The following is a 13,134-nucleotide window of genomic DNA, read 5'->3' on the forward strand; positions in this document are numbered from 1 at the left end:
TTCGACTGAACAAATACTTGCCGGGAAATGCTGCAACATTTTCCGGTTTTCTTTTTTTACTTACTTACGGTTACTTCATACGTTTGGTTTACTTTGGTTATTTTATATTTAACATTGGATGATTTACTAATTACGTCGAGAAAGTTATCTATCGGTTCATCTTTTAAAACAATTCCCGTAAACTTAATCTGCTCTAATGCTTTTTGCTCGAACTTCACATTAAAGTTGTACCATCTTGCCATTTTGGTCAAAATGTTTTTCAGGTTTTCATTTTCAAAATAAAACTTACCGTCTTTCCATGCTGTATAAGCTGACGGATCAACTTCAACAACTCTCAAAGCTTCGTTTTTAACTCTTGCCTGCTGTCCTGGTTGTAAAATAGTTTCTTCTGCTGGCTTAGATTTACTGATATCCGAGACTTTTACTTTTCCTTCTGCAAGCGTTGTTTCAAAGTTTTTGTCTTCTTCATAAGCGCTAACGTTGAAATGCGTTCCTAAAACAGTAACATTTCCAGATTTGGTTTTTACTGTAAATGGACTATGCGGATCTTTACTTACTTCAAAGTAAGCTTCTCCTTCAAGGGTTACCGTTCTTTTGTTTCCGCTAAATTCTACAGGATATTTTAAAGAAGATTTGGAGTTCAACCAAACTTTTGTTCCGTCTGAAAGACTTACAGCATAAATACCTCCCACAGGAACAATCAAGGTATTGTCTCCAGTTGAAATAACTCCTTTTAAATCTTTAGCATCATAAACCAAAACCTTGTTCACATTGGAAATAACTCCATTTTTAGAAACGATTTTCTCTTTTTTTGGTTCTAAAGAAACTACTGTACCATCAGCCAAAACTAATGTTGGATTGTTGTATTTTGGTTCAATACTTTTTACAACCACTTCTTGATTCTTTGAAGCTGCATCATTATTCATATAAAAGAAAATAGAAGTGATTCCTGCAAGAAACACCAAAACAGCGGCATATTGCCATATTCTTTTATAATTGAAAAGAGAGATTACAGGCGTATCTTCAAAACCAAGTTTTCCTTTAATTCTTTCGAATGCTGCATCAGTATCAATCGCATTATATAATCTCTCTTTTGATTTTAAAGTTTCTAAATCAATAACTTTCTGATAATATTCTTGATTTTCGGGTACAGAAAGCCACTCTTGCAAAAGAGCATTTTCTTCAATCGATAATTCTCCCGTAAGCAGTTCTTTTCTTATGAGAGTAGCGATTATGATTTCTTTCTTTCCTTGGGACATATGTTTTGATATTAAGTGTCGGTTATTAACAGTTTAAGTAAATGTTATATAATTAAGAGTACGAAATATCAAAAATGGGTGGAAAGATTTTTGATTTTTTTTAAAGAAAAAGCAAAATAAATAAAAGTTCGGAGTGATTTTTAAGTTTTTCCTTCAATAATTCTATGGCACGGGCGCGTTGCGACTTCACTGTATTCACAGAAATATTAAGCTGATCAGCGATATCTTTATACTTCATTCCTTCTAAACAAGAAAGTTCAAAAACTTCTTTGCATTTTTCTGGCAACGAATTTAAAGCGTCTATTAAAGTGGAGTATAATTCTTCTTCGAGAATATTGAAATCAAACTCGACAGTTTCATCTGAAAGTTTATGATCTAATTCGACTACTTTTTGTTCTTTTTTTAAAGCCAATAAAGAACCATTGCGAACCATTGTATAGAGATACGATTTGACATCGACTATTTTTTCGAATTTGATTCGGTTTTCCCAAAGCTGCAACATGACGTTTTCTACCACTTCTTCGGCGAGAAAATTGTCTTTTACAAAAGTGAAACTATAGTTCACAAGACGTGGATACAAAGAATAAAATAGTTCTTTGTAATATGTTTCATCAATTCTGATATTTTCTTGTTCTGAGCTGATTTTCGTCTTCCTTTCTTTGCGCAAATATAAATTTTATATCAACAAATCATCATTTTTACCAAATAATTATCATCAAATTCCTTAAACTACTGCAAAAAAGTAAGAATAAAATGCTGATTTGTATTTTTCAACATTTGCTGTTTTCTACTAATTTTCTTCTAAAAAATATCTTCTTTCTATTTACGTAAAAATATGATTCTTTAGTTTTTAGAAAAAAGACAATCTTATAATCAAGGATTTATCTAATGAGGATATTTTTCAGTTTGGAGACAAAAATTAAAACATAGGATAAAATTACAAATGAAAATAAAACAAATAATCCGTTGGTTATGGCTGTTGGAAAACCGAGCTTTACAGCATCAATAAAAGGGTAAGGATAAAAATCGGTGTAGACACCATGAAATAGGGTATAAACGACATAAATTATTGGGTAAATCAGCCAAAGCATAATAGTTTTAAAAGAAATCTTTTCTAAATCAACATAAAAAAGCCAGTAAAAGAAAAACAAAATAGGCACAACGGTATGAAAAATTTCGCTAACAATTCTGTGAAGTCCTTTTAAATCGACAACTTGACGAAGTAATAAATTAAAAACTAGTCCCACAATTACAATATAAACGGTTATAGCTGTTACTGTTGCATTCTTTCTGAAAAAAGCGCTTATCTTAAATCTTCTTCCAAACAAATTAAAGGTACTGCAGATCAAAACAACAGAATTGGTCAGAATCGTAAAAAAACTGAAAAAGCGGACTAACGCACCGAAAAGTGTAAATTCAGATTGTTCTATTAACAAATAAAACTGCGTTGGAAGTGCGTAAAGTTCCAGAGCTAAAATAATTCCTAAAAGAACCTCATTCCCAATTTTTGTGGTATTTTGCTTTTCCATAATTTACTTTATGTCAGGACACTAAAATAGGAATTTCAATCGAAACTTTTACAGAACTCTCTTTTGATTTTCGCTTTCCTTTATTGTTTTTTCGAGACGCGATTGTCTGGTCTTTTCCTGCTTGGCACTCATAATCCAATGAATCATTACTTTTTTGTATGAAGGTGCTTGTTTTTGGAAAAATTCCCAACCAATTGCGTTACTTTTAAATTGATTTTCATATTCCAAATCAAGTGGAACAGGTTCTTTTTCGTGCGAATAAATTTTGGACTTACTTTCGGTTCTAAAGCTAAAGGCTTTTAAACCGGCATCTGTCATCAACCCGGCTTTAGTCAAGTCTTCCATTTTTTGAATATTAATGGCGCTCCAAATACTGGAAGGTTTTCTTGGAGTAAAACGAATCGTATAACTATCCTTGTCAATAGATTTTCTGACACCATCTATCCAGCCAAAACAAAGCGCCTGATCTACAGATTCCGACCAGGTTATAGAAGGCTTTCCGCTTGTAACTTTATAAAAACCTACCAAAAGTTCTTTTTCGTCTTTGTGGTTTTTCTCAAGCCATTTTCTAAATTCTGATGGGTCTGCGAAGAAAGTTGGTGTCATCTATATCTATTTTATTTTTAATAAACTCTTATAATAATTTTTCTGTTTTAGCTAAGAAATCTTCTGTAACGGTTTCAATATTAATATTCATTCTTTCAGCTAAAACCGTCAGCCACCAAATTGATTCTCCTATTTTATGTTTTAATTCTTCTTCTGTATTTGCTTTTGGCCATCTCCCTTGTTGCGACATTACGTGACGGCCAACCAAACCTGCATCGGTTAGAAAAGCCAAGGTATCTTCTTCAATCGTCCATTCGCTTCCGTGATGCGCTACTTCTAGTTCATGATAATGCTTTCTTATCTCTGCAGAACGTTGTTTTAATTCTTCAAAATTTAATGATGCCATAATTTAGTTTTTAGTAAATAATTCTTTAAATGCAATCGGACTTACATTTGTTTTCTTTTTAAAAAGTTTATTGAACGACTGCGGATGCTCAAAACCTAATTTACAGGCAATCTCCGAAACTGAAAGAGTTCCTTTTGCAATATATTCTTTAGCCTTTTCGATTAATTTGTCATGAATAAACTGCTGGGTATTTTGTCCTGAAATACTACGAAGTAAATCACTCAAATAGCGCGGTGACAACTGCATTTCATTGGCTACAAATTGTACGGTTGGCAAACCATTTTCTTCTGGTTTTTCGCAATTAAAATAATCTTCTAATAGTTTTTCCAGTTTAGAAAGCACATCATTATTAACCGCTTTTCTGGTTATAAACTGACGGTTGTAAAAACGATTGCTGTAATTAAGCAAAAGTTCTATCTGCGAAATAATAACATCCTGACTGAAATGGTCTATACGTTGATTCAATTCGTCCTGAATATTATTAAAAACGCCCAAAATGGTCTCTTTTTCTTTCTCAGAAAGATATAAAGCTTCGGCAGCAGAATAAGAGAAAAACCCATATTTTTTGATAGTAGCATTCAAGGAATAAGGGCGAAAAAAATCGGGGTGAATATTTAATGACATTCCGCTGTAATCCGCTTCTTCGTCCTGCATTTTCAGAACTTGTCCCGGAGATATAAACGACATTCCGCCTTCTTCAAAATCATAGAATCCATATCCGTATCTCAGTTTTCCCGTGAAATTTGTTTTGAAAGATATTTTATAAAAATCCAAAACAATTCCGTTTTCAAAATCTTTGGGATCAAATACAGCTTCTCCATAATTCAGAATACTAATCAGCGGATGCATTGGTTTAGGCTGTCCCATAGCTTTATGCAACTCTGAAACAGACTGGAATATTCTGGGTTGATTTTTCATTTTTTATGAATTAAATTTTGACTTAAAATGCTCCGCTTTTTACAAATTTACAAAATGTTCAACTGGTGCAATATTCCAGCTCACAGTACTTTGATCAATCATATCGTGTACAGGAGAATCACTAAGTTCTGTCATTAATTTATGCATCGCTTCAGTTCCTTCTTCTACACTGTCCCAAACGAGCATATCATAAACAACGTCTTTTTTCAATTCAAAAATTGTTCGGGAACGAAATCCTTTTTGGCGTTTCAAAAAAGCATCAATTTCAGTATTTGCTTCAATAAATTGTTTGGTTGTAAAACCTTTGAGTTTAAAGGTAGTCAATTCTATAGCTTGGTTTTTCATCTGATTTGTAAATTAAAAAGTAAACATTGATTTGATGTTCTGAATTTGAGTTTCAGCTCCCAAACTTAATCGTTCGCTATACAATACATTCGCATCTTTTCCTGCTACATATCGAAGTTGACTTTTATTATCCGTTGCTGCTTCATAAATGATTTGGGCAACATCTTCAGCATTTGTATAATTGTCCATTTGTTCTGCGCTGTAACCTTTGCTTACTTCCATAGTTAATTTCTCATACGCTTCATGCTGAGCAACTTCCATAGATCGTATGGCAAAATCTGTTTTCATTCCGCCTGGCGCAACCACTTTTACTTGTATGCCAAACTGAACTAATTCGGATGCCAGACTTTCCGAAAATCCATCAACAGCAAATTTTGTGGCACTGTAAATTGAACAGGTTGGAAATCCCATTAATCCAAAAGTAGAAGTTATATTAATGAAAGTACCACTTTTCTTCTCACGGAAATGAGATACAAATGCCTTTGAAACCCTAATTACACCAAATAAATTAGTCACGATCTGACGTTCAATTTGATGATTTTCCAGAGATTCCAAAGCGCCAATTAAACCATAACCAGCGTTATTCAAAACCACATCGACAGAATATTTCTCCAAAACATTTTTAATCGTTGAATCAATCTGTTCTGGATTTGTAACATCTAATGGGAGTATAATGACGTTTTCCAGCTGGTTTAATTCTGTTTCTTTTTCCGGATTTCGCATTGTGGCAATGACGTGCCATCCTTTACTTTGAAATAATTTTGCTGTAGATTTTCCCAATCCCGTTGAAGCTCCTGTAATAAAAATTGTCTTTTGCATTTTTAATTGTTTTAAAATTATAATGCAAAGATCAGCTCATAGATAGAACTGTTTGTAGTCGTTTTGGTTAATGTATTAGCTAAAATGACGTTTAATCCAACTCATCACATCATAACCAATTTTCGTTCTTTTTCCAATACCCGTCCATCATTCAATTCTACAATAATTTTGATCCAATTATAATTTTTTAAAGTATTGAAAAAATGATCTGGAAACCAAAATGGAAAATTAGTATAAACAAAATTTCCTCCTGAAGTTATATTTTTATAAGAAAAACCAACTTTAAATTCATCATTATCAATGTTATTAAACCAAGGAATAAAATCATTTGGATTTTTTAAAATAGGAACTCTTCTTGGATCTACTTTTCGGTAAACTCTTCCTCCTAAATAATTTTTATTTAAGTATTCAACATATTGCTTGCTTTTTTTATCTAAACAAACACAACTAAAATCATTTTTATCAAATCCTATTTTATCAAAATTTTCCATGGGATTATATAAAACAGATTCTTCCACATTACCAAGTATTTTAGTAACATCGATTTCCTTTTTATTATTTTTCAATAAAATTTTAAGGCTTTTTATTTTGTCGGCAGAGCCTCCAAGTCCTGGCTCAATAGCACAACCGCAACCAGGAGAATTTGGAGATTTAGGCAAATAATTAATTTTTGTATCAAACGTAAATACAACTCCAAGTTTTTCTTGATTTTTGATGGTATCTGTTACGTTGTATAATAGACAACGAATGTTATCTATTTTTTTTGAATAAATAAGGGCTACATCAACCTCTTTAAGGCTGAATGAATTATTTATTATTTGATTATCCGTTTTGTTTGTGCATGAAATGCAAAGTGCAAGAAATACAAAATATATAATTTTTCTCATTTATAATCTTTTCTTATGAATGTGAAAGTTAGAAAAAAGAACATATTAAAAGCTTCATAATGAAATAAAAAAACTCCATTATTTCTAATGGAGTTTTCTAAATTTTTACGTCTTCTTTAATTCACTTTAATTTCAACTGAAGAAACCGGAATTCCATTTCCTGCCGTCGCCTTCAACTGAATATTTTCTTTCTTCCCATTCGACTGAATAATCGCAATGCATTTTCCATTAAACAATTTACAGGAATTGGCTTTAAACGATTCCAAATTGGCCTGATAACCATTATCAACACCAACTAATTTTCCACCGCCAGAAACTTCAAAATTGATTAAATCCATTGCGTTTGGCACTAAATTTCCATCTTTATCAGTCATAGAAACTGTTACGTAAACTAAATCGTAAGTATCGTTTTTAATTGCAGTTTTATCAGCTTGCAAGTCTAGTTTTGAAGCTTCTCCTGCAGTTTTGATTTCCTTTTCTAAAACTACTTTTCCTGCTTTTCTTGAAACCGCTTTTAAAGTTCCTGGCTCAAATTTTACACGCCAAGAAATATGCAAATCATCATTTTGTTTTGCTTTTTTTCCGAGAGATTTTCCGTTTAAGAATAATTCTACTTCATCGGCATTGTTGTAATATGCCCAAACTTCTACTTCCTGATCTTTTTTCCAGTTCCAATGTGGCAAAATATGCAGAACCGTTTTATTCGACCATTCGCTTTGGTACATATAATAAACATCTTTTGGAAGTCCCGCTAAATCAACAATTCCGAAATACGAACTTCTTGCAGGAAACGGATACGGATCAGGTTCTCCAATATAATCAAATCCTGTCCAGATAAAAGTTCCTGCCATGAAATCCTGACTTTTAATTGTTTTCCAATTTTCTTCGTGCGTAGCTCCCCAATACGATTTTACCTGATCGTATGCCGAAACAGTCCAATCGGCATTTCCGTCAAACGCAGCGCCGTGTTTTGTTGGCCACGCTTTAATTCCGTCTGGAAAATCATAATGACCGCGTGTTTCTAAAGCCGAAACACTTTCTGAAGCCAATATTTTTTGTCCTTTAAATTTCGTTGGAAAATCTTTATAATCTTCGTGTTTATAATTAAATCCCAAAAGATCTAACGCACCAGATTGGTAAATAAAGTTTTTCTCAATTACATTTTCGGTCAAAGCCGAAGTTACGGGACGAGTTGTATCTAGTGATTTTACAATTTTAGCTAATTCTCTTGTAATCGCAATTCCTGTCGAATCAAACTGTTCTCTAATTTCGTTCCCAATACTCCACATCATAACGGACGGATGATTACGATCTCTTTTGATAAAATCTTCTAAATCCTGTTTGTGCCAGGCATCCCAGTCTTTGTGGTAATCGTTGGTTACTTTTTTCTTCTTCCAAACATCAAAAGCTTCATCCTGAACGATAAATCCCATTTCGTCGCACAATTGCATCATTTCCAACGAATGTGGATTATGAGACATTCTGATAGCGTTGGCTCCCATTTCTTTCATCAAAGTCAGTTTTCTTCTAACCGCATGAATATTTTCAACCGCCCCCAAAGCACCATTATCGTGATGCAGACAAACTCCATAAATTTTTGTTGGAACTCCATTTAATGAAAATCCTTTTTCTGAATCGAAATTAAAGAATCTAAATCCAAGCGGAGTTTCATAATTGTCAACCAATTTCGATTTCTCGTAAACTTTAGTAATAACTTTATACAAGTACGGATTCTCTGTACTCCATAATTTCGGCTGATTCAAAACCAAATCATGAATCTTTTTTTCTGATGTTTTAGCACCGATTTTTTCTGTTGAAGTAAAATTGACAACTTCTTTATTCTCAGAATTTACAATCGAAGTAACCAATTTAAATTCTTTTGAAGATGTATTATCATTATCAATGGTAACTTCTAAGTGTATTTTTGATTTTTCTGCTGAAACTTCAGACGTTGTTACAAAAGTTCCCCATTTCCCTACATGCAGTTTTTCACTGGCAACCAAACGTATATTTCTATAAATCCCAGAACCAGTATACCATCTTGAATTGGGCTGAGAATCGTTATCAACTTTTACGGCAATCGTATTCGATTTCCCGAAGTTTAAATATTGCGTCAAGTCATATCCAAAAGAAATATAACCATTTGGACGAACTCCTAATGATTTTCCATTTATGAAAACTTCACTGTTTTTAAAAACACCGTCAAATTCAATCGAAACCGTTTTGTTTTTCCAATTTACAGGAATTGTAAACGCTTTGCGATACCAGCCTTTTCCAGCGGGTAAAAATCCTTGTGCTTGCTTGGTTTTGCTGTCTTTGTCAAAAGCGCCTTCAATACTCCAATCGTGTGGTAATTGAAGCGTTCTCCAATCAGAAGTATTGAAATTGGCATTTATTGCTTCGGGATAATCTCCTAATTTGAAGTTCCAGTTTTTGTTGAAGTCTTCTACAATTCTGGCTTGTTTTTGTGCAAAAACTGATACTGAAAACAATAAGGCAATTGTAATTTTTTGAAATATGTTTTTATGTTTAATCATGAATATGTTTTTTATTCTAATCTTGTTTTATACAAAAGTATCCACAACGTATTTGAAGAGACGCACTGCAGTGCGTCTAACACAAAGTATGGACATTTGGAGCGTAGACGCACTGCGGTGCGTCTCTACAATGCAATCCTAATTAAACCTCTGTCCCTTTGTCTCTCTGCATCTTTGAACCTCAAAAAAACCTATTGAAACTCGAAATTATCCAACATTAATCCTTTCAAATCATCACCTTCAAGTGTTATTTTATACGTTCCTGCATTAATATATCCTCCTGATGTTGTATTCAAAATCTTCCATTTTTCAGGCGAAGGGAAAAATTCAATTGTATCATTTCGCATCAAAATTCCGTAGGCATCTTCCATTTTAAATTTGACTTTTAATGGCGTTTCATTTCGATTCATAAAACGGAAACGCATTAAATAAATTCCGGCAACTCCGGGTTTTACTTCAAACTCGATGCTGTTATTGGTCTTTTTAGTGAATTCAATATAATCGGCTTTTTTGAAATTTCCTTTTTCGATTCCTGTTCCCGTTGTTTTTGTTTTTTCAGCTTCAATAATTACGACTGGTCTCGAATCGTCTTTTTCCCCCATATCGTAAGTTGGAACGACTGCAATTGTAGAAATTGTTTCCGAATTATCAAAAAGAACCTTCTCGCCTTTCTTTACTTTTTTAGTGAAAACTACAAATTCAATTTGACTGCTATTTTTAGCTTTTTCTTCTAACTTTTTATATTCAGAAAATCGCTCTAAATTCAAATTTTTATTATCTATAAAAAGGTATAATTCCGAATCTTCTTTAGCTGTAAATGATCCTTTATTTTTAGAATTAGATGAAAACTGTAAATAATCAGCACCAAAAACCTCAGAAGGCAATTCGGTAAAAACAACATCAGAATCTGAATATTGTTTTGAATTAATATCCAGCCATGAAGCTATTCTGTTGTTTTTATCATAAGAATCAAAAACCAAATTCTGAATGTTTTTTGAAGATTCTGAAGCTGGTCTTGCATGAATATCTTTTGTCGCAATCGCAATCGCAGAAATAATCGCCTGTGAAGCTTTTACATTTGGAAACGAAATCACAATTTTTCCGTTTGTGCTTTTTACTTTGAATGTTTTCTTCAAAGCGTTATCATGTCCAGCTTCTGCCCAAATATCAAAATCTTTTAAAACTACATTTTCATTGATAGCAACATCAAACAAGCGCCAGCCTTTGCAGTCTAAGCCTCCGCCAGTTCCGTACCAAGGTTCTGTGAAATATAATTCGACTAAATATTCGCCGTCTGGTGCAGGAAATTCGTAACGCAGTTTATCAACTCCGTATCTAAAACTTTTAAACAATTCTTGATCTTTTGTTCCATTTATTGGATCGAAAGTTGTTCTTTGACTGGCAAAAAAGTCAGGTAGTTTTTCAAAATTATCTGTCCAAGATAAAGAACCCCAAGTATTTTGTCCGTTTTTATGTGTATCGGTAAGCCAAGTATTTCCAGCAGAATCTGTAAATTCTGAACCTCCGCAATTTACTCTGTAAATATAATTGTAACCAGTTTTGGCTTTTGTAATATCTGCTTTATTAGTGGTTAAAATATCTAAATTAGGTGCTTTTGGAAAATTATTCAAAACAATATAATCTTTCGCAACCGCTTTTCCATTTACATAGCCCACGGCATATAAAACATTGTATTGAACATTAACATTATTAAACTGAAAATGCTGTCCGATTCCTGGATTTTTTAGTTTTCCTAAAGAAGATTTATTGACATCGTTGAACAATTCTACTTCATCACAATTCGAATAAATATCGATTCCACTTTTGATTCCCGGTTTTTCCCAACGGCTTGGCCAAGTATGCGAAACGATATACACCATTGGATTGGTTTTATTTGAAACATAATTCGCACGATACATATAAAATGCATCCAGAGGTTCTCCCCAAATCGTAAAAAGTCCTTTGTAATTGACTGGGCCTACTTTGTCAATATCTCTGAAGCCTTCTCCGTTTTGCACACGTCCCGGATTTTCATGCGAAGCAAAAAGCCAGTTGAATTGTCCCGCAATTTTATCTCTTACCGATTCCGCTTCTCTAACTTTAATTTCCATCAACTGAGAAAAACGGTTTTCGCTTAAAGTTCCTTTTTGGTCAAATTCGCCTTCGGTATGTAAATCGGCAGAACGCCATGCGCCGTATTCTCCGTTTAATAACTGAGTAGTCATTTCCAGGTGGTATTTTAACGGATCTCCACCATATGTTCCTGACCAGTTTTGAACGACATTCCAATCTGTTCCTTCTCCACCGTTACAAGTTGTTACGATTCTTTGCGATGCCGATAACGGATCCATTTCACGGATAATTTGTGTGCATTCTTCGGCAAATTCTTTTGGAATAGTACTTTCATTCTGCAATCCCCACATTACTACAGATGGGCTGTTTCTACGTTCTTTAATCCATTCTCGTAATAAGGTTTTGAAGTTTTCTTTAAATTCTGGCGTATCGTACCAAATATGTGCTGAAAACTGACTCCAAAATAAAATTCCGTTTTCGTCTAATTCTTTTTGATATAATAAATTATGAGGCTGATGTGCTTCTCTAAAAGCATTAAATCCGCCTGCTTTGATCTGTTCTATTCGGGAATGAATCATTTCATCTGAAAACGAATGACTTTTTCCGATTAAATGTTCGTACTCGCAGACACCATTTATAAAAACAGGTTCATCATTGATGAAAAAACGATTGTCTTTTCCGTCACGACTTACCGGCCAGCTTACCCAGCGAATTCCATATGGTGTTGTTAACTGATCAATTATTTTTCCGTTTTCATAAATTGAAGTAACCAATTTATACAAATACGGATTGGATGGCGACCATAATTTCGGATTCTGAATCTCAGGAAGTGTCAATGCTATTTCCTTTGTTTCTCCCGAATTGATTTTGCTATCGCTTTTAATAATAACAACTTTCTTTCCTGAAGCATCAAGAAGGATATTTTCGACTGTGAAGTTTCGTTGTGAAGTGCTGTAATTTTTGATCTCAGTTGTAGTATGAAGAATCGCTTTTTGTTTAGAAACCGATTTGTCATTCCAAATATGAACACCAAACGGCTGAATTCTCACATCGTTTGTAATTACCAAAGAAACCGGCCTAAAAATTCCCATTGGTTGAGAACCTTCTGAAAATCCCCATTCTCCTGAACAGCCTCCACAAACCCATGGTAAATCGGCAATAAAAGAAGGATGTGATGCTTTTACTAAAATGATATTTTCTTTATCGAAAGAAACCGCTTTGGAAATGTCTAAAGTGAAAGTAGTTCTTCCGCCTTTGTGTTCGCCTACTTTTTTACCATTTACCCAAACAGTCGCATACGAACTTACGCCTTCGAAATAAAGAAAATGCTGTTTTGAACTGTCTTTTTTATCGAGTTTCAGCGCTTTTTTGTACCAAGCAGTACCATGCAAATTTCCATGTTTTGTTCTTCTAAAACCATAATACTGATCCCAATTGTGAGGCACACTAACCTTCTGCCAATTGGAATCAGTTTCTGGATGGTCTACAAACCTCTCTTCCTGTGCGGGAAGATTTTCCATGATTACGGTTTCCCAAGACGAATTCAGCGAAATTTCTTTACGAAACTTCCCTGAATCTTTGCTCTGACTCCAAACAAAGCAAAGACTTGAGAAAAAACAAAAAATAAAAAAAACTATTCTATTCATATTTTCTATTTCCTGCAAGGTTTTCAAAACCTTGTAGGTTTAACTTTTTAACGTTCATTTTAGATACCTACAAGGTTTTGAAAACCTTGCAGGAAACGTATATGTTTCTTTAACACAGACCTAACAAGTTTTAAAAAGCTGTTAGGTCTAAATTAATTACGAGTTCGCG

General features: G+C 33.6%; 11 protein-coding genes. All 11 read right to left on the reverse strand.

What is annotated here, in order from left to right; genetic code table 11:
- Positions 1-56: 56 nt before the first annotated feature.
- Positions 57-1,259, reverse strand: coding sequence for a FecR family protein (locus P2W65_RS20330; protein WP_289660565.1), 1,203 nt, complete (start codon positions 1,257-1,259; stop codon positions 57-59).
- Between the two features lie 100 nt (positions 1,260-1,359).
- A complete protein-coding gene (locus tag P2W65_RS20335; RefSeq protein ID WP_289660568.1) occupies positions 1,360-1,926 on the reverse strand; it encodes an RNA polymerase sigma-70 factor in 567 nt (188 codons plus the stop codon).
- A 214-nt stretch (positions 1,927-2,140) separates the two neighbouring features.
- The gene (locus P2W65_RS20340) at positions 2,141-2,788 is read right to left on the reverse strand and encodes a Pr6Pr family membrane protein (RefSeq protein WP_289660571.1); all 648 of its coding nucleotides are present in this window, start codon (positions 2,786-2,788) and stop codon (positions 2,141-2,143) included.
- A gap of 48 nt (positions 2,789-2,836) precedes the next feature.
- A complete protein-coding gene (locus P2W65_RS20345; protein ID WP_289660573.1) occupies positions 2,837-3,394 on the reverse strand; it encodes a YdeI/OmpD-associated family protein in 558 nt (185 codons plus the stop codon).
- Positions 3,395-3,422: 28 nt separating this feature from the next.
- On the reverse strand, positions 3,423-3,740 hold the full coding sequence (locus P2W65_RS20350; RefSeq protein WP_289660574.1) for a nucleoside triphosphate pyrophosphohydrolase family protein: 318 nt from the start codon (positions 3,738-3,740) through the stop codon (positions 3,423-3,425).
- Positions 3,741-3,743: 3 nt separating this feature from the next.
- Positions 3,744-4,658, reverse strand: coding sequence for a helix-turn-helix domain-containing protein (locus tag P2W65_RS20355; protein ID WP_289660576.1), 915 nt, complete (start codon positions 4,656-4,658; stop codon positions 3,744-3,746).
- Between the two features lie 39 nt (positions 4,659-4,697).
- Positions 4,698-5,003: a hypothetical protein gene (locus tag P2W65_RS20360; protein WP_289660578.1), complete on the reverse strand. Its 306-nt coding sequence runs from the start codon at positions 5,001-5,003 to the stop codon at positions 4,698-4,700.
- A gap of 12 nt (positions 5,004-5,015) precedes the next feature.
- Positions 5,016-5,822, reverse strand: a complete 807-nt coding sequence (locus P2W65_RS20365) for an SDR family oxidoreductase (protein WP_289660580.1) — start codon at positions 5,820-5,822, stop codon at positions 5,016-5,018.
- Positions 5,823-5,926: 104 nt separating this feature from the next.
- Positions 5,927-6,709, reverse strand: a complete 783-nt coding sequence (locus P2W65_RS20370) for a hypothetical protein (protein WP_289660582.1) — start codon at positions 6,707-6,709, stop codon at positions 5,927-5,929.
- A 116-nt stretch (positions 6,710-6,825) separates the two neighbouring features.
- Positions 6,826-9,246, reverse strand: a complete 2,421-nt coding sequence (locus tag P2W65_RS20375; RefSeq protein WP_289660585.1) for a glycoside hydrolase family 2 TIM barrel-domain containing protein — start codon at positions 9,244-9,246, stop codon at positions 6,826-6,828.
- 191 nt (positions 9,247-9,437) lie between these two features.
- On the reverse strand, positions 9,438-12,839 hold the full coding sequence (locus P2W65_RS20380) for a malectin domain-containing carbohydrate-binding protein (RefSeq protein WP_289660588.1): 3,402 nt from the start codon (positions 12,837-12,839) through the stop codon (positions 9,438-9,440).
- Between the last annotated feature and the right edge of the window lie 295 nt (positions 12,840-13,134).

Source organism: Flavobacterium panacagri, from assembly GCF_030378165.1.
GTDB classification, from domain to species: domain Bacteria; phylum Bacteroidota; class Bacteroidia; order Flavobacteriales; family Flavobacteriaceae; genus Flavobacterium; species Flavobacterium panacagri.

Excerpts from the sequence above, each read along its gene's own strand:
- P2W65_RS20330 (WP_289660565.1), bottom strand. The coding sequence starts at position 1,259 with ATGTCCCAAGGAAAGAAAGAAATCATAATCGCTACTCTCATAAGAAAA.
- P2W65_RS20340 (WP_289660571.1), bottom strand. The coding sequence starts at position 2,788 with ATGGAAAAGCAAAATACCACAAAAATTGGGAATGAGGTTCTTTTAGGA.
- P2W65_RS20345 (WP_289660573.1), bottom strand. The coding sequence starts at position 3,394 with ATGACACCAACTTTCTTCGCAGACCCATCAGAATTTAGAAAATGGCTT.
- P2W65_RS20350 (WP_289660574.1), bottom strand. The coding sequence starts at position 3,740 with ATGGCATCATTAAATTTTGAAGAATTAAAACAACGTTCTGCAGAGATA.
- P2W65_RS20355 (WP_289660576.1), bottom strand. The coding sequence starts at position 4,658 with ATGAAAAATCAACCCAGAATATTCCAGTCTGTTTCAGAGTTGCATAAA.
- P2W65_RS20360 (WP_289660578.1), bottom strand. The coding sequence starts at position 5,003 with ATGAAAAACCAAGCTATAGAATTGACTACCTTTAAACTCAAAGGTTTT.
- P2W65_RS20365 (WP_289660580.1), bottom strand. The coding sequence starts at position 5,822 with ATGCAAAAGACAATTTTTATTACAGGAGCTTCAACGGGATTGGGAAAA.
- P2W65_RS20370 (WP_289660582.1), bottom strand. The coding sequence starts at position 6,709 with ATGAGAAAAATTATATATTTTGTATTTCTTGCACTTTGCATTTCATGC.
- P2W65_RS20375 (WP_289660585.1), bottom strand. The coding sequence starts at position 9,246 with ATGATTAAACATAAAAACATATTTCAAAAAATTACAATTGCCTTATTG.
- P2W65_RS20380 (WP_289660588.1), bottom strand. The coding sequence starts at position 12,839 with ATGGAAAATCTTCCCGCACAGGAAGAGAGGTTTGTAGACCATCCAGAA.